16 protein-coding genes and 1 tRNA gene are annotated in these 18245 nt (G+C 35.7%); 15 read left to right on the plus strand and 2 right to left on the minus strand.

Annotated features, from left to right (window positions below; genetic code table 11):
* The first annotated feature begins 13 nt into the window (after positions 1–13).
* From JJL45_RS15740 to JJL45_RS15775, 8 genes are all read left to right on the plus strand, one after another.
* Positions 14–694, plus strand: coding sequence for a hypothetical protein (locus JJL45_RS15740; protein ID WP_068604917.1), 681 nt, complete (start codon positions 14–16; stop codon positions 692–694).
* Positions 695–889: 195 nt separating this feature from the next.
* Positions 890–1936, plus strand: a complete 1047-nt coding sequence (locus tag JJL45_RS15745; protein ID WP_068604918.1) for an HAD family hydrolase — start codon at positions 890–892, stop codon at positions 1934–1936.
* 10 nt (positions 1937–1946) lie between these two features.
* Positions 1947–2915 (plus strand): AAA family ATPase, encoded by a 969-nt coding sequence (locus tag JJL45_RS15750; RefSeq protein ID WP_068604919.1) that lies wholly within the window; start codon positions 1947–1949, stop codon positions 2913–2915.
* Positions 2916–2928: 13 nt separating this feature from the next.
* Positions 2929–3879, plus strand: coding sequence for a DUF58 domain-containing protein (locus tag JJL45_RS15755; protein WP_068604920.1), 951 nt, complete (start codon positions 2929–2931; stop codon positions 3877–3879).
* The gene (locus JJL45_RS15760) at positions 3866–4339 is read left to right on the plus strand and encodes a DUF4381 domain-containing protein (protein ID WP_068604921.1); all 474 of its coding nucleotides are present in this window, start codon (positions 3866–3868) and stop codon (positions 4337–4339) included. Before JJL45_RS15755 ends, JJL45_RS15760 begins: the two co-directional genes overlap by 14 nt.
* Positions 4332–5324, plus strand: coding sequence for a VWA domain-containing protein (locus JJL45_RS15765; RefSeq protein WP_068604931.1), 993 nt, complete (start codon positions 4332–4334; stop codon positions 5322–5324). Before JJL45_RS15760 ends, JJL45_RS15765 begins: the two co-directional genes overlap by 8 nt.
* A complete protein-coding gene (locus JJL45_RS15770) occupies positions 5324–7024 on the plus strand; it encodes a VWA domain-containing protein (RefSeq protein WP_068604932.1) in 1701 nt (566 codons plus the stop codon). Before JJL45_RS15765 ends, JJL45_RS15770 begins: the two co-directional genes overlap by 1 nt.
* Positions 7018–8370 (plus strand): BatD family protein, encoded by a 1353-nt coding sequence (locus JJL45_RS15775; protein ID WP_068604933.1) that lies wholly within the window; start codon positions 7018–7020, stop codon positions 8368–8370. Before JJL45_RS15770 ends, JJL45_RS15775 begins: the two co-directional genes overlap by 7 nt.
* Here the strand turns inward: JJL45_RS15775 and JJL45_RS15780 are convergent.
* Positions 8360–10537 carry a tetratricopeptide repeat protein gene (locus JJL45_RS15780; protein WP_068604934.1) on the minus strand — a complete coding sequence of 726 codons (2178 nt, stop codon included), beginning with the start codon at positions 10535–10537 and terminating at the stop codon, positions 8360–8362. The genes JJL45_RS15775 and JJL45_RS15780 overlap by 11 nt on opposite strands.
* Before the next feature lie 154 nt (positions 10538–10691).
* Between JJL45_RS15780 and JJL45_RS15785 the strand changes: the two genes are divergently transcribed.
* The 7 genes from JJL45_RS15785 to JJL45_RS15815 all read left to right on the plus strand — a co-directional run bounded on the left by JJL45_RS15785 (position 10692) and on the right by JJL45_RS15815 (position 16807).
* A complete protein-coding gene (locus JJL45_RS15785) occupies positions 10692–11723 on the plus strand; it encodes a DUF481 domain-containing protein (RefSeq protein WP_068604936.1) in 1032 nt (343 codons plus the stop codon).
* Between the two features lie 125 nt (positions 11724–11848).
* Positions 11849–12676 (plus strand): Two component regulator three Y domain protein, encoded by an 828-nt coding sequence (locus JJL45_RS15790; protein ID WP_068604938.1) that lies wholly within the window; start codon positions 11849–11851, stop codon positions 12674–12676.
* Positions 12677–12736: 60 nt separating this feature from the next.
* Positions 12737–12919 (plus strand): CPXCG motif-containing cysteine-rich protein, encoded by a 183-nt coding sequence (locus JJL45_RS15795; protein WP_082935997.1) that lies wholly within the window; start codon positions 12737–12739, stop codon positions 12917–12919.
* A 121-nt stretch (positions 12920–13040) separates the two neighbouring features.
* A tRNA-Met gene (locus tag JJL45_RS15800) sits at positions 13041–13113 on the plus strand.
* Positions 13114–13372: 259 nt separating this feature from the next.
* Positions 13373–14992 carry an arylsulfatase gene (locus JJL45_RS15805; RefSeq protein WP_082935998.1) on the plus strand — a complete coding sequence of 540 codons (1620 nt, stop codon included), beginning with the start codon at positions 13373–13375 and terminating at the stop codon, positions 14990–14992.
* A 60-nt stretch (positions 14993–15052) separates the two neighbouring features.
* Positions 15053–16111 (plus strand): HAD family hydrolase, encoded by a 1059-nt coding sequence (locus JJL45_RS15810; protein ID WP_068604940.1) that lies wholly within the window; start codon positions 15053–15055, stop codon positions 16109–16111.
* Between the two features lie 273 nt (positions 16112–16384).
* Positions 16385–16807 (plus strand): hypothetical protein, encoded by a 423-nt coding sequence (locus tag JJL45_RS15815; RefSeq protein WP_068604942.1) that lies wholly within the window; start codon positions 16385–16387, stop codon positions 16805–16807.
* A gap of 61 nt (positions 16808–16868) precedes the next feature.
* On the opposite strand, the gene JJL45_RS15820 is transcribed toward JJL45_RS15815, so the two are convergent.
* A complete protein-coding gene (locus JJL45_RS15820; RefSeq protein WP_068604944.1) occupies positions 16869–18212 on the minus strand; it encodes a dihydrolipoyl dehydrogenase family protein in 1344 nt (447 codons plus the stop codon).
* Positions 18213–18245: the final 33 nt, after the last annotated feature.

Consider the following 18245-nt stretch of genomic DNA (forward strand, 5'->3'; position numbering starts at 1 on the left):
AACTTATTACCTAATGAAAAAAATCAATACGCTTACTTTTATCCTTGCGACTCTATTTTTAGTACAAGCTTGTAAACCAGCCAAAGTCGTTAATTCTTGGAAAGCCGATGGTTCTATCGTAGACCTTTTCAAAACTAAAAATGTACTGGTTATTGGCAGAACAGCGAACAATCAGGGACGTATCGCTTTTGAAATGGAAATCGCCAATGCCTTAAGAGCAAAAGGCATTAAAGCCACCGAAAGTTATACAAAAGCCCCACAAATACACCCAGAATTAGAAATGAGTGAAGAGCGTGTTGCGTTTATTAAAAGCTTAATGGATAGCGAAGGCTATAATGCTGTAGTTTTAACGGTTATTAAGGATAAAAAACAAACGGTTACCCAATCGACAAACGGTATTTATATGGGTATGGGCTATGGCGGATACCCTGGATATTACGGCGGATTCTATGACTACTACATGCAACCTTATGCCTACGGGTCGTATTACGGGTCGTTTGGTGGATATATTCCAACCTCAACATCGACTTCAGTAAGTACCGACTATATTTTAGAAACTGTGGCTTATAATTTAGATGAACCAGCCGACAAACAATTGGTAGCTGTAGTGACAACCAGCCTTGGAGACCCTAATGATGCACACAAAGCTGCTGAAAAATTAATTCCAAAAATCATGGAAAGTTTAGAAGACTAAATTCAAAAATCACTCTAACTTATAAAAACCTAGTCCGTTGAATATTTTCATCGGACTTTTTTTATGCATTTTATTAGCGTTTTCTCCTCGCTTTAATCACACACTTCCGAATTAGAAAAGTTGTTAAAAAGAAGTCTAATTTTATTTAAAACATTTTTTTCTTTATCTTCATCCTAATTAATTATCCTAATCCATATGAACAATAAAAATACCCTTCAGACATTACTTTTTGCCTTTATTTTAGTTGTAATTTCAAGCTGTAATTCTAAAAAAGAGTCAGAGACCGTTCTCGCTCCAAAACCTGAAACTGAAATTACAGACCCGCTTCCATCTTGGAATGATGGCGCTACAAAAGAAGCTATTACATCCTATATCAAAGACGTCATTACTAGTGGAAGCCCTAATTTTATTCCAATCTCCGATCGCATCGCTACTTTCGATAACGACGGCACCCTTTGGAGTGAGCAACCCATGTATTTCCAACTTTTCTTCGCCATGTATCGCATCAAAGCCATGGCACCAGAACATCCTGAGTGGAAAAACAAGCAACCTTTTAAAGCCGTTTTAGAAAACGACATGAAAGCTTTAATGGCATCAGGTGAAAAAGGACTTTTAGAATTGGTTATGACTTCACATTCTGGTATGACTGCTGAAGAATTTGAAGACCTTGTAAAAGATTGGTTAGCACATGAAACGCATCCACGCTTTAAAAAACCGTTTAATGAAGTCATTTTTAAGCCCATGCTTGAACTCTTAAGTTATTTAAGAGCTAATAACTTCAAAACCTATATTGTTTCTGGTGGTGGTGTTGAATTTATGCGACCTTGGACCGAAGAAACCTATGGCATTCCAAAGGATCAAGTTATTGGAAGTAGTGTTAAAGCTGAATTTACGTTTGAAGACGGTAAAGCACAAATAAAGAGATTACCTCAAATCGATTTTATAGATGATAAAGCAGGAAAACCTGTTGGTATTAATAAGTTTATTGGTAAAAAACCTGTGTTTGCAGCTGGAAATTCCGATGGTGATTTACAAATGCTTCAATACGCGGCTTCTAGTAAATATAAATCTTTTCAACTCTATGTACATCATACCGACGCCGACAGAGAATGGGCTTACGATAGAGAATCTCATATAGGAACTTTTGATAAAGGTTTAGATTATGCCCAAGAACATAGCTGGACTATTATCGATATAAAAAACGATTGGAAGGTGATTTACCCTTTTGAGACAAATAACTAAAACTATACTTATGACGCCATTTGAATCTGTTTCCACTTTAAAAGAACAAATGTCTAAATCAATCATCGGACAAGCAAAGCTCATTGACACCATCATATTAGTTTTACTTGCCGATGGTAATATGCTGTTAGAAGGATTACCTGGTTTAGCCAAAACAAGAGCGATAAACGCGCTATCCAAAAACTTAGATTGCGGTTTAAGCCGTATACAATTCACACCCGATTTATTGCCATCGGACATTACAGGAACTGAAATTTACCTCCCTAATGAAACTGAAAAATTCATGTTTCAACAAGGCCCTATTTTCAGTAATTTAATTTTGGCTGATGAAATTAACAGAGCGCCAGCGAAAGTTCAATCGGCATTATTAGAAGCCATGGAAGAACGCCAAGTCACCGTTTCAGGGAAAACCTATAAAATGGAAGATCTATTTATGGTTATGGCGACGCAAAACCCTATAGAACAGGAAGGGACTTACCCCCTACCTGAGGCTCAAATGGATCGTTTTTTAGTACATACTATTATTGATTATCCAGATGATAATGCAGAACTAGAAATCATGCGCCTCAACAAAAGAGAAGCGGCTCCCGAAACCACTAAAGAAGTTTTAAAAACCATTCCGCAGCAAGTCATTTTTGATGCTAGAAAAGAAATATCAAAAATTAAGGTTTCCGAAGACATGGAAAAATATATGGTGAGCTTGATTTCCGCCAGCCGATACCCTGAAAAATATGATGCCGAATTGGATAAACTTATTGATTTTGGAGCAAGCCCAAGAGGAACTATTGCTTTAGACCGCTGTAGTCGAGTTCATGCCTGGATGGAAAATCGTGATTTTGTAACACCTGAAGATATTCATAGTGTCATTAAAGATGTATTACGCCACCGTATCGCCATTAGCTACAAAGGAAGAGCTGAAGGTATTTCGGCCGATCAAATTATCGATAAATTGATAGAAGTTGTGGCCGTTGTAGCTTAAAAAAACACTCTTTATGAAAGCGTCCAAGTCTGATAAAAACCCAAATGTATTTCTTACCCTCGAACACCTATTAAAGTTCGAACTTATAAGTTCTATCATTAATTTGGGTTCAGGAAAGCAAAAATCAAACAGCGTTTTATCGGGACATTATGCTTCGAGATTACGAGGTCGCGGATTGGATTTCGAAGAATCCAGACCTTATGTTTTAGGCGATGATATAAGAAAAATTGACTGGAATGTTACCGCTAAAATTGGTAAAACGCACACCAAAATATTCACCGAAGAAAAAGAAAAGCCGGCTTTTATTTATGTAGATCAATCGGCTAGCATGGGATTTGGATCTACCAAAAAGACCAAATCTGTAGTTGCTGGCGAACTGGCTTCCATTTTAGCTCATAAAATAAAAAAAGGAGGCGATCGTGTTGGCGGTATGGTCAATTCTGGAAAAACATATGAGGTCGTTACCCCGAAAAGGGATCCAAGAAACATCATTTATTTTTTACAGAAAATAGTTGACGCCAATCATAAGATTTACCAACCTGAACCTTTTGAATTTGAAAGTACCTTAACCGAAATCATTTCAAAAATAAATAACATTGTTACCCACGATTATGTGGTTTATATCATTAGCGATTTCCGAAGGTACAGCGCTTCAGTAGTGCAATACCTAAGTCAGCTAGCCCTTCATAATGATTTAGTACTCATCAAAGTTTACGATGAACTTGAAGAGCATATTCCCGAAGAAAAGTTGACCATTACCAATACCAAATATCAAATTAATCTTAACGGAAAAAATAAAAAATTAAATAACACGCTTAATAAGGCCTTTGAAGACGATTACAAAAACTTCCAATCTGAACTCGAAAATTATCAAATAAACATTTTTAAAGTAAACACCCACGAACCTGTAGAGGACCAACTCATAGAGGTTTTCAGTAATTATAACACGAATGCAGCAAGATAATAATAGCACATTAAGCCCGATTATAGAAGCGCCACCTATTCCTTTCACCATGGAAACTTTGGGGTGGAAAATTGTGTTTTTTCTCTTGGCATTGGGGCTACTGTTTTTGATTTACAAATTCTATTTAAAATACAAACACAACGCATACCGGAGAGCAGCGGTGTCTCAAATAGAAGCCTTAAAATCTCAAAACACCACAGCAAACGATACATTAATACCACAAATTATGTTTATCATCAAGCAAACAGCCTTACAAACGTATGACAGAAAAGAGGTCGCGGCTTTACATGGCACATCTTGGCTAAATTTTTTAGATGAAAAACTTAAAAAACCTTTTTACACCAATCATAGCAACGTCATCACTGATGCGATATATAAAAATGAATTAAAAAATGCCGATTCGTTTAATTTCAACGAATTTGCTGAAACCAGTATAACTTGGATTAAAAAACATGCCTGATAATTTTCATTTTGCATACCCATACATGGCTGTATTAGCCATATTGCCTTTTTTGGTGTATTGGCTTTTGCCTAGCATTAAAAACAGGAGCACGGCATTAATCTACCCATATTTTAAATCCAGTGCTAAAGTTTCAAAACAAAAGCCCAAACGCGCTTCTTATGTAAAAAAACGCTCTTGGGTAGCTTCTTTTTTAATGTATGTGATATGGCTCCTATTAATTGTAGCCATGGCTTCACCAGAACTCGTAGGAAAACCTGAAAAGAAAATTAAGACCTCCCGTAATTTTTTAATTCTAGCCGATTTATCCTTCAGTATGGCTAACACCGACTGGTTTATAGATCAAAAAAGAGTCACCCGCTGGGCTGCTGTTAAAAACATCATGCAGGATTTTATTGTTAAGCGAGAAAGTGACAAAATGGGCCTAATCTTTTTTGCTAGTAACGCCTATATTCAAGCACCATTTACAACCGATTTAGAAACTGTAAAAACCATGCTTGACGAAGCCGATGTGGGTATGGCCGGACAAATGACAAATATTGGAAAGGCTATTGTTAAAGGCATGGATATGTTCGAGCGCGATACCATTTCAAACAAAGTGATGCTGCTTTTAACGGATGGCGTCGATAGTGGTATGGACATACTTCCACTTGATGCCGCTAACATGGCCAAGAAAGATTCTACAATCATTTACACCATTGGAATTGGTGATCCCGGGGATAGTAATTCCGACCTCGATGAACGCACCTTAACAGAAATTTCAGAATTAACCCAAGGCAAATACTTTAGAGCCAAAGATGCCGCAGAACTCGAAAAAATATATGCCGAGTTAGATAAATTAGAACCTGTAGAATATGAAGAAGAGAGTTTTACCCCAAAAACCCTCCTCTACTACTACCCTTTAGGCATCGCTTTAATTTTAGGCTTTGCTTTAGTTTTTATAAATAATCTTGTTGTGATTTTTAAACGCCTTACTGCTTCCTAATGCTAGAAGAAATAAAACATATCGATTGGAATAAATTCCATTTTTTAAGAGCGGAACACCTTTGGTATGGTATCATAGCAATTTCAATTCTGTGCGTTGGATTTCTATTTTATAAGGAAACTTTTACATGGAAAAAACAAATTGCGAAACATTTAAGACCGTATGTGATTCAAAAAGGAACGGTTTGGAAAACCGTTCTTATTCGGCTTTCGGTAATTATCATGTTTGGCATCGGCCTAATTGCTTATTTGGGTCCTACTTGGAGCCAGTTTAAAGCACCTGCAAAAAAAGTAAAATCACAATTTGTAATAGCTTTAGACATGTCTCAAAGCATGCTGACCACCGATGTATCACCCAATCGTTTAGAGCGTGCTAAGTTTAAAATTCACGATTTATTAGAAGCCAATCCCAAAGCAGAAACCAATTTATTACTTTTTTCAGGCTCTACCCATGTCGCCATCCCTTTTACAACAGATTACAAAATCATTCTCGATCAAATAGACGGCCTACAACCAAGAATGATGCCGCATAGTGGTACCTCGTTCAACTTACTTTTTGATAGAATGAATACCTTTTTTACCGATAACAAAGCAGAAGGTAAAATTCTTTTAATTACCGATGATTTAGATGAATTATCAATAGAATTGTTAAGCTCTTTTTTACAAGAAAATCACGTTAAAATTTACATTTATCCCTTTGCAACACCAAGTGGGGCAAGCATTCCGGGACATAAAAAACAAGTTTCAGCCCTGAACAGTAATAAACTTAATACCCTAGCGGAACTCGATCAAGTAGAAATTGTAGAGATGACCTTAGACAATAGTGATGTTAAAGATCTGGCTAAAGCCATAAGTGATCATATTATTTTCGAAGACGTAACTAGTAGAGAGGATGAAAATTGGAAAGATAACGGTTATTGGCTGGTTTTTCCTTTAGCTTTTATTTTCTTGTTTAGTTTCCGTAAAGGTTGGTCTATAAACCTTATAATAATCATGCTGTGTTTATCATCTTGCTCTAAAGAAAAAAAGAGCGATTTCAAATTCAAAGATTTGTGGTACACACAACAATACCAAGCCCAACAAGAGTATGATGCTAAAAATTACGCAAAAGCTGCTGTAAAGTTCAAAGACCCCATGCATAAAGGTGTGGCTTATTACAAGGCTGGTGACTTCCTAAGTGCAGAAACGGCATTTAAACAAGATTCCACCGTAAATGGCATGTATAATTTAGGCTTAACCTATGCTAAATTAGGTCGACTAGAAGCATCGAAAGAGATCTTCGAAAAAGTTATTCAAAAGGATCCTAACAATGCCAATGCCAAAGGAAACCTACAGCATATCCTGCAAACCATGAACGATAAGGAAAACCTTAAACCTGAAGATTTGGCAGTAGGCGAAGATAAGCCACAAGCCAAAAACAAGCAGAACAAATCACCTGAAGATTTGAGTGGTGGTGGACAAAAAGCCACTAAAAAAGACATGCAGAAAAAAAGGCTGGAAGAAAACGTTGAAACTGGAAAGCGTAAAGGCAAAGAATTGGATGAACTCCCCGACAACTTTAAATCTGGAAAAGGAGACATACCAAAAAATATTTTGATGCGCAAAGTAGATGATGATCCTGCCCTATTTTTAACGAAAAAGTTTCGATATCAAATAAAAAAAGGCATGGTTAAAACCGAAAAAACAGATAACTCATGGTAAAAAAGATCTTTGTACATATGGTTTTTGGTTTGCTTTCGGTTGCTGCTTTTGGCCAAAATCTTATCAGTTATATAACGACAAATACCACTGAAGCTTATATTGGACAACCGATCCATTTAACGGTGTCGGTATATAGTTCTACCTGGTTTACTTCGGGTATAGACGTGGGAAATATTCAAATTGATGGCGCATTAACCGTATATTTTCGTTCGGTTAGTAACTCTAGAACTTTTAGTGGTAAAAACTACTCTGGCGTAAGTTTTTATTATAATGTATTCCCTACCAAACAAGGAGATATTACCATTCCTAGTTTATCCATTCACGTAGAATCTCCAAAAGTTGGTGGGTTTAAAGGCATTAAACATGTCGTAAAAACAAAACCCAAAACCATTCATGTTAAAGACATTCCTTTAGGCTATAGTTTAAATAATTGGTTAGTTTCAAACTCATTAAACATTAACCAAAAATGGTCGATGCCCTTATCCGACATTAAAGTAGGTGATGTACTTCAGCGTACCATTCATCGATCGGCTGCAGGTACGGTTTCCGAATTCCTCCCAGCAACCACATGGGACAGTATTCCCGGAGTAAGCACTTACCCGAAACGCGCCAAGGTAAACACAACTAAATCTAAAACATCAGTTTCTGCCAGCCGTACTGAAACCGTAAGTTACCTATTTGAAAAAGAAGGTGAAGTTATGATTCCAACTCTAGAATACGTGTATTGGAACCCGAACAGTAAGCGTTTCTACAGAAAACATATAGATTCTGTAATGATTTCTGTTAAACCTAATGCCGATTTAAAAATGCTGGCGACCATTAAAAAGTCATTGCAAAAAGAAGCTGAGGGTACCGCTGAAGCAGAAGAAAAGCCTTTTTTAATTTTCGGCCTCACTCCCAAAACCTTCATAGAATATCTGGTTGGTATTTTACTTATTATTTTTATACTTATTAAAGGTATTAAATACAGTATTCCTGTTTACAAGCGTAGACGACGAGCTTATTTAAATTCTGAAAATTACGCTTTCGCGGAAGTCAAAAATAAGTTAAAACACAAGAATTACTACGAGTTTATCGCTGCGAGCCATGTGTGGATTAAAAAGCTACAACCAAAATTTGAATCGCTTCATGACTTGGGAACCCTTCCAATGTTTAAAAACCTAAACGAAACATTGAACCAAATAAACCGTGAAACGTTTAATAAAACCCAAGTCAATAGTAAACTCTATCAAGATCTATTGTCACAATTAATTACAGGAAGAAAAAACTATTTAAAGTACTTAAAAGCATCTCAAAAAGCCTCCGTTAAAAGCGACAAATGGTTAAACCCTACAACTACTGATTAGTCTGTAATCGTGAAATTATACGCTGGGCCTTTTCATTTTCACCTAAATTCTGATAAATTAAAGCCAGTAAATATTCATAATTTGGGTTTCCTGGTTCCACTTTTAAGGCTAGGTTAATATATTTTTTTGCAGCACTTAAATCCTTACTATCTTGATAATAGTAGGTTGCCAAATTATACATGGATCGTCCATCCTTCGGATTAAGTTGAATCGCTTTTTTCAATTCTGAAACGGCTTCAACTGGCTTATCCATCTCAAAAAACAATAATGCCTTTAAAAAGTGTGGTCGTCCTTGTTTCGGTTCTAATTCAACCCAAGTATTTAAAGTGCTTAAAGCTTTATCATAGTTCTTCACTAGCGAATACGTTGTCGCTAAATTAGGATATACTGGAATTAACAAACTATCCATTTTTATGGCCATATTATATTGTTCAATGGCTTGGGTATAATCTTGTTTCTGCAAGTAAAAATCACCCAATTGCATACGTCCGTTAGAAAAATCGGCACTACTATACAACATAATGTTATATTCTTCATTAGCTTTTATAAGCGCTGTTTTATGAGGTTCGGCAAAGGTTTCTGGATCCATATCACCTACTAACTGAGCTGCCCCAATACGTACTAACTTTTTAGAGTCATTTAGCATTTTTTCGGCAATGGCTTTACGATTTTCAGCAGGCAATGGCCTAAATTTCAAAATCGCACTATACCGTACAAGTGCTGTTTCGTCGTCTAAAGCCGTAAAAAATGCAGCGTATTGTGATTGATTTACAAATGGTAAATTATCAATAACTGTTGCTCTTGCTATTTCAGGGTAACTCAAATCATTAATAAATGATTCCAACTTCGTGCGTTCTGCGGCCGTTAAGTTGGTATTCGTACTTAACAACAAATTTTCTGAAAAATGATCAGGACGTTCAGTTCCGTACCAAGTTTCAACCATTTTAGCCGCCCAAGCATCCGTTTTATCAGCATGACATCCCGTACAAGCATTTGGCGTACCATGTTTAACCGATTGATCTGGTCGTGGCACTCTAAAACTATGATCCCTTCTAAAATCATTCCCCATATATACTTCACCTGTCATATGGCAATTTATACATAAGGACGATTCAGTTCCTTGTTTATGAAAGTGATGTTTTTCTGTGTTGTATTTTGCAGGAACATGGCATTGTAAGCACAATTGATTTCCTTCGAATTTTAATTCCATGGAGTGCGGATTGTGACAATCGGTACACTTTACACCGTTCATGTACATCTTACTTTGTAAAAATGATCCATAAACATAATCTTCTTCATCGATTTGACCATCACCATGATAAAAATTAGTCGATAACTTTTGAAGCAAGTATTGATCTTCGAAAGATTTTCCAGGTTCTAAATTAGGGGTTAGCTTACTTCTTCTGGAATGACAAGGCGCACAAAGGGTAAGTTGTTCTTCTTGTGTACGTCCCTTTAAAATTTTATCCGGGTATTGCCCACCTTCCTTATTTGAGGCCCATTTCACATGCTGGCTAGCAGGCCCATGACAACTTTCGCAGGTCACATTAATTTCGTCGTAAGTGGTATGGAATTCATCCGTTTCAGCATTATAATTCTTCTGAAGGTTTGTAGAATGACATTCGGCACACATGGTATTCCAGTTTTGAGCACCTTCAGTCCAATGCAGCCAATCGTTTGGAACAATCGTTTCTCCTGGATATTGATGAAACCACTTCTTTTTTTCAGTATCCCAAGTCACCCTTAACACTTGCTTTCTACCCTTATCAAAATCTACTAAATACTGCTGCAACGGTGTAAAACCAAAAGTGAAACTGGCTTCATACTCTTTGACAGATTTATCCACTTCTTTTACAGAAACTATAAATTTGTTATCGCGTTTAAAAAAGTGATAAGAAACTCCGTCAATAGTCGTTTTATGATCATTAAAATCACCAAGCACTGTAGCATCATTAGCCACTTGCATGGCTAAATCGTGATGAGACCCTTGCCATTCTTGAAAAGCTTCATTATGACATTCTACACAAGTTTTGGAGCCAATATAGGTAGCAGCCTCATCGTGCACTATAGCCTTAGTGTCCGTTTTGTCTTTATAAACATCTTTTTTACATGATGTACAAACTATCAAAAATAAAACGATACCATAAAAAAAATTAAAACGATTCATAAGCTAAGTTTCTCAAAACAAACTTAAATAAATCCACCGAAAAGCTCCCCTGTTTTGGAATAAAATCCTTCAATATTTTATTTAATTTCTATTTATTATTAAATTGCAAACTGATGTTTTTTCAAATTAATTAACTAACCATTTATCCCTTCATATGATTGCATTTCTACTCAAAAAAAAATTAACATGTCTATTCTTATTTTGCATACCCTTCTTAGGTCTCTCACAAGCAGACACCCTCAAACTTAAAGATAAAACACTGCTTATTGGAGAGGTGAAACTTTTAAAACAAGGGGTTATTACCATAGAAACAGATTATAGTGATAGCGATTTTAAGGTAGAATTTGATAAAGTCGATTACATCCACTTAAAAAAGAAAACACTCGTTATTTTAACCGAAGGCCGTAGACGCTTTGGAAATTTAACCACGAATAAAAAAGGCCTTGGTCAAGTGATTACCGAAGATGGAAAAATTCATACTTTCACACTAAGTGAAATGGTGGCTTTAAATGAAATTGATGATGAATTTTGGGAACGTTTTATGGGATCTATTGATCTAGGATATAACATATCTAAAGCCAACAATTTGCATCAATTCACGGCAAGTGGCGCATTACATTATATTGATAAAATGTGGCTCATGGATGGCTCAATAAGTATTTTAAATTCCATACAAGATGATGCCGACAAGACTAAACGTACAGATGCCAAGCTTGACATATATCGTATTATTATAGATGGCAAGTGGTATTTATTAGCAAACACCTCATTTTTATCCAATACAGAACAAGCGCTTGACGCCAGGATTAGCCCGAGTTTAGGTGCTGGTAAATTCATAAAAAACAACAATAAACTGTATTGGGGTCTTACTTTAGGTTTTTCATACAATATTGAAAATTATGTGGACTCAAGTCTGGATAAAACATCCTCGGAAGCGTTTATTGGCTCCGTCCTTAATTTGTTTAATTTTGAAGATATCAGCCTAACAGCTGAAGCAAGATTATTGCCTAGTTTATCTCAAAAAGGCAGGATAAGATCGGATGTTGATACTACGGTAAAGTATGATTTACCATCAGATTTTTATATTAAAGCAGGGTTCTCAATAAACTATGATAATCAACCCGCTATCGAGGGTAACGATACCGATTACGTCCTTACCACTGGTGTAGGCTGGAAATTTGACTAAGCTTTTAGCCCCTTTATTGATAAGATTCTAACTACAAAACATACACACTTCAACGAATAAAATAGTTTTTCATCTATTTTTGCCCTATTTTGGTTGCAAATTAAAACCAACATATAATTTAAATTATGAATTCCCTAAAACTAATTTTAATCTGTTTACTTATTTCAACCAGCGCCTTCGCTAATATTAGTCCAGAAGAAAAAGAAGGTTTAATAGCATTATATCAAGCTACTAATGGAGACAATTGGAACGCCTCATGGGATATTGATGGGTCTGTTGAAAATTGGTATGGGGTAAAAATTAAAAATGATCAGGTTATAGAAATTAATTTAGAATTTAATAATCTTAAGGGTGAACTTCCAGAGGCTATTGGCAATCTAGTACATCTAAAAAAAATAAATTTAGGCTTTAACAAAATAAAAGGTAGTTTACCTACTACCATTGGAAACCTTACAGAATTAGTTTCTTTAGAATTGTTTATGAATGAAATTGAAGGCCCAATACCCTCCGAAATTGGATCATTAAAAAAGTTAGAAACTTTAAAATTATATAAAAACAACATATCTGGTGAAATCCCGGTAGAATTGATGTCATTAACCAATTTAAAAGAGCTTTTATTGGGTAGCAATGCCCTAACAGGAACCATCCCTGTTGAGATTGCTGCTTTAACAAAGTTAGAAAAGTTGAGTTTAATGAATAATAAAATGGAAGGCGAAATTCCTTTAGAAATGGCTCAATTAACAAGCCTTGAAGAATTGTTACTTTCGAAAAACCAGTTTACTGGTGATTTACCATACGAATTTATAAACCTGAAAAATTTAAATACCATAATGGTAAGTAACAATAAATTGAATCAAGAATACATTAGTATTTCTGGAAAAAAACCTGAAGCTTTAAGAAAATTACAATTACAAAATTCTACTGAAAGTGCGAATGTAGATAGTGCACAGTAGTCTATTCTTAACTTACTTATATAAAAGCCATTTATTAATGGCTTTTTTTTATTTAATAATATGATTGAACACCCATTTAACTGTCCATATTGCTGGGAAAGTATATCCGTTTTAATTGACAGCTCAATTAAAACACAAAAATATATTGAAGACTGTGAGGTTTGTTGTAACCCCATAGAAATTTCTTTGAAAATAATTAACAGCCAAATAAAGGATTTTCAAGCACATAGCATTGAACAGTAATTTTTTTAAAAATAAAACTTGCAGAATCTAAAAAGGATTGTATATTTGCAGTCCGAAACAACTAGGTCGGCATTATGAACCGAAAGTTAAAAGCTAAGTTAGTCGTTTTAGGATTAAATATCGCGGGATAGAGCAGTAGGTAGCTCGTCGGGCTCATAACCCGAAGGTCACTGGTTCGAGTCCAGTTCCCGCTACAAAGTAAGAGTAATCAGAAATGATTACTCTTTTTTTTTGGATAATATTTTGGTGTTATTTGGGGTCAATCCTAATTGTTCTTGTTAATCAAAAAATATCCCTTCCTATGATTTATTCACTACTAAATAGGATCCAAAAACAATCCCTGCTTTAATAAACTTTTAAAAGGTCGATACATATTTTCATTAACAGTTTTTAACATTTTTTAAAGTTTAATTCTTAAATTAGCTTCAATAATAATCATTGAACTTTTTTAATATGAATCGAATTAATTTCTCAACACTTGTAGTATTTCTTATGCTTTGTGTGCCAAATTATGGTCAAGCGCAGAAAAACAAAAAAAGGCCTACCAAGCCTAACATTATTTTACTAGTCTCTGATGATACTGGCTGGGGTGACCTAGGGGTATATGGTGGAGGTGTAGGGCGTGGAATGCCAACACCAAATTTAGACAATGTTGCAAAGGAAGGTATGCAATTTTGGTCTTTTTATGGCCAACCAAGCTGTACTCCAGGTAGAGCTGCCATGCAAACCGGTAGAATCCCTAACCGTTCTGGAATGACCACTGTAGCATTTCAAGGACAAGGCGGAGGACTTCCTAAAGCAGAATGGACTTTAGCTTCTGTGCTAAAGAAAGCTAATTACAACACCTATTTCTCAGGAAAATGGCACTTAGGTGAAGCCGATTACGCTATGCCTAGCAACCAAGGATACGACAAAATGGAAAATGTGGTATTGTATCACTTAAATGCTTATACCTATGCTTTCCCTTCTTGGAATCCTGAAATGTCTCCAGAAATGGCTGAATTTTTCCAAAAAGCAACCAAAGGTGTTTTAGAAGGAGAAGCTGGAAAAGCCGTTAAAGAAGTGTCTAAAGTAACTCCAGAAAACATTGCGGAATTAGACATGAATATGACCGAAAATGTTTTAAAACAAATGGATGTCTATGCTAAAGATAAAAATCCATTTTTTATGAGTATTAACTTTGCAAAGAACCATCAGCCAAACTTACCGTCTAAGCAATTTAAAGGAAAATCTCCTGCAAAAAGTAACTACGCAGACTGTGTTATGGAAATGGATTATAATGTAGGACGTATAATGAACAAAATTAAAGAACTTGGTATTGAAGAAAATACGCTTGTAATTTATACGGTTGATAATGGTGCTTGGCAAGATGTATATCCAGATGCTGGTTACACGCCTTTTAGAGGATCTAAAGGAACAGACAGAGAAGGTGGAAGTTTGGTACCTGCATTAGCTTGGTGGCCAGGACAAATTAAAGCTGGAAGTGATAATCACGATATCGTAGGTGGATTAGACCTTATGGCTACTTTTGCTAGCTTAGCTGGCGTTACCTTACCTACTAAAGATAGAGAAGGTGTACCTATGGTTTTTGATAGTTATGACATGTCTAACGTTTTATTCGATGAAGGCAAACCTTTACGTAGAAAATGGTTCTACTTCACTGAATCTGAATTATCACCTGGTGCTGTACGTGTAGACCGTTGGAAAGCCGTTTTCAATACGCGTGGAGACAATGGCGCATTAGCTGGAAGTAATACCCCTGGACAAGAACTAGGATGGAGAGGTGACCAAACCTATGTAGCTACAGTTCCTGCTATCTACGACCTTTGGGCTGATCCACAAGAACGTTACGATCTATTTATGAATAGCTTTACAGAAAAAACTTGGACTTTACCTATTTTTAATAAAGCTACTCAAGATTTAATGAAATCTTATGTAGAATATCCACCACGACCACTTCAAAGTGAAGTTTTCACAGGTCCATTGGAAATTAAACAATTTAGAAACATTGAAAAGGCTAAACTTCTACTTAAAGAAAAAGGGATTGTAATTCCTGAATTAGAAGGTAAGTAATAATTATATCAAATTAAAAGGGTGCCTAAAGCACCCTTTTTTCTATTAAACCATAAAGCTATGAAAAAACTTAGCACATTACATTGGTGTATATTTGTTCTAATATTTTCCATGATATTTACATCATGTAAGGAACAAACGCATACAAAGGAGGCAGCAACCACCAACGAAAGCGAACAACCTAAACACATAACAGACCCGCTACCCTCTTGGAATGAAGGTGAAACAAAACAAGCCATTATCGATTTTGTAACAAATGCAACTACTGTTGGTCATCCAGATTTTATAGAAAAAACAAATCGTATAGTAACCACGGATAACGATGGGACATTGTGGTCTGAGCAACCTATCTATTTTCAACTATTTTTTGCTTTAGATCGTATTAAAGCTTTAGCTCCAGAACATCCTGAATGGAAAAACAAACAGCCTTATAAAGCCGTATTAGAAAATGATATGAAAACTTTAATGGCTCAAGGTGAAAAAGGCTTGTTACAAATTGTTATGACGACACATGCTGGCATGAGTACCGACGAATTTGATAAGATCGTTAAAGATTGGATTGGCACAGCACAACACCCTATTAAAAAGAAAAAATATACCGATTTAATTTTTCAACCTATGCTTGAGCTTTTAAGCTACTTCCAAGCAAACGACTTTAAAACCTTCATCGTATCAGGTGGTGGTATTGAATTTATGCGACCATGGACAGAAGAAGTGTATGGCATTCCAGCTGAAAACGTTATAGGTAGTAGTATTAAAACTAAATACAGTTACAACGACGGAAAACCAACCATTACCCGTCTTGCTGAAATTGATTTAATTGACGATAAAGACGGTAAACCTGTAGGTATAAATCGCTATATCGGACGTAAGCCTGTTGTGGCCATTGGAAACTCCGATGGGGATTTACAAATGATGCATTGGGCAGAAGCAAACGCCATCAAAAATTTACAAATTTATGTACATCACACCGATTCTATTCGTGAATGGAAATATGACAGACAATCGCATATAGGCACGTTTGACAAAGCTTTAGACGAAGCCACGGAAAAAGGATGGAATATTGTAGATATGGCTAAAGACTGGAAAGTTATTTACCCTTACGAGTTAGAAAATTAAAATTTTTTGTATTTAATTTTATAGTGGTTCTTTCGAATGTTTGGTCTGCTTGTTCAGCTCCAGGAATCAAAAAAGCCACTTATGAAATATGTCAGCTGAGTAGTGTTCTGGACATTATGAAGCCTTCAACATTAGATTGGCAAAAACAACCAGAAGAATTTACTGTTTTTTATGAGAAGCGAAGTTGATTTACTTAGATTTTTTACTTTAGAAGTAAGCCCCTTATGATAAAGGGGCTATTTATGCTTAACGAAAAAAAATCCGCAGAGGGATATGAAAATTAAATTCAAGAAAAAAAGGCTCATAGCCAACCTAATTATAAGTATTATATGGATAGCTTTCGGAACTTATAATGTGATGGCAGAAGACCATTTACGATGGACGGATTACGGATACTTGGTTATTGGAGTTCTATACTTCGGGCAATATTTACATGATTTAACCTATCAATATCTCACTATTAAGGATGGTAAAATCAAAAAAAATGGGTTATACGGCTATTGGAAAACAATAAATCTGAATGACATCACATGGATAAAAAAATTTGCCGGAGACTATACCCTAAAAACTAAACAAAAGGAACTACAAATTAATACCGATTTAATTGATAAAATGGCTTTGGTCGAATTAGATAAAATATTAGCAGCACTAAACCTACCTTCTAATCAAACGCCTTTCTCCAATCAAGTACAATAGATATACTCATGAAGGATTAAGTCATTCGTTTTTTAAATCAGCGGAGTTATTACCTATCTGTTTATAACATACTTTTAATATCACTTCCCCAAGTTGGGTAGACAAAAGCCATATTTTTTATAGCATCAACTTTTATTTTCTGATGAATCGCTAAAGCAAACAAATTAATGGTTTCAGCAGCATTCGTTCCTAATATATGTGCACCAAGGACCTCATTAGTATCTTCATTAATTAACACTTTATAGGCATATGATTTTTCATTCGAACGTTTGGCATTATACCAGTGTCCTACACGGTCTTGCCTTACAATAACATTACTATATTGTTTTTTCGCTTCCTTTTCAGACAAACCAACTGAAGCTAAATTAGGCAAAGTAAATACTGCCGATGGTACCGTATGCACGTCTATTTCAGTTTGATTTTTGTTTATAATATTGTCAGCTACAATTTTAGCTTCCATACCAGAGAGTGGTGTAAGTGGCACACTATGGGAAGACACATCGCCACAGGCATACACACTTGTATTTGTAGTATTTTGCAAATAAGCATTTACCGTAACTCCTGCCTCCGAGTATGCGACATTTCCTTTATCTAAAGCTAGTTCGCTAATCGCTGGAACACGTCCTGCTGTATTGAAAATTATGCGTGCTTTTAACGAGCTACTTTTGCCATCGACCGTGTAATTTAAACGGTGGTTTTTACGAAGTTTTTCTACGGAATCGACTTCAGCATTGAAAATAAATTTAATACCTAATGCTTTTGAAACTTGAAGCAAGTCGGCTGACAAATCACTATCAAATGCTTTTAAAATACCATCGTTTCGTTCAATTAGCGTTACCTGGCAACCATATCGTGCTGCCATATGAGCAAGTTCCATTCCTACATAACCACCACCAATAAAAACCATACTTTTAGGAAGCTTTTTCAACTTCAAAAAATCATCACTGGTATTTAAGTAATTCGCCCCTTCGAAAGTTAGAACTCTTGGAACAAGTCCCGTAGCTATAACTATTTTTTTAGCTGATACCGTTTTTCCTTCTACAGAAAGTGTATTAGCATCTAAAAATTTAGGGGATTGATGATACAAGGTTACTCCCAAATCATTTAATTGCCCTTCGGTTCCTGCGGGAACGTTATAGGTAAACTCTCGTTTAAATTTTTGATTTTTTTCCCAGTTTAACTCCGGCAACACCGAAACTCCTTTACCATGTAAATTACTAGCCATTTCAAACACCTCTGTAGGACCTAAAATAACTTTTTTAGGATCACAGCCTCTATTGGCACAAGTACCTCCAAAAGCTCTATTATCAGTTATAGCCACTTTTAATCCTTCTCTAGTACATAATTTGGCTACCAGTCGTCCAGCGACACCACTACCTATTACAAATACATCAAATTCTTCCATAGTTCAATGTAGCACTTCGAACAATGCTACATG

This window comes from Tamlana sp. s12 (assembly GCF_016767215.1).
Taxonomy (GTDB): domain Bacteria; phylum Bacteroidota; class Bacteroidia; order Flavobacteriales; family Flavobacteriaceae; genus Pseudotamlana; species Pseudotamlana agarivorans.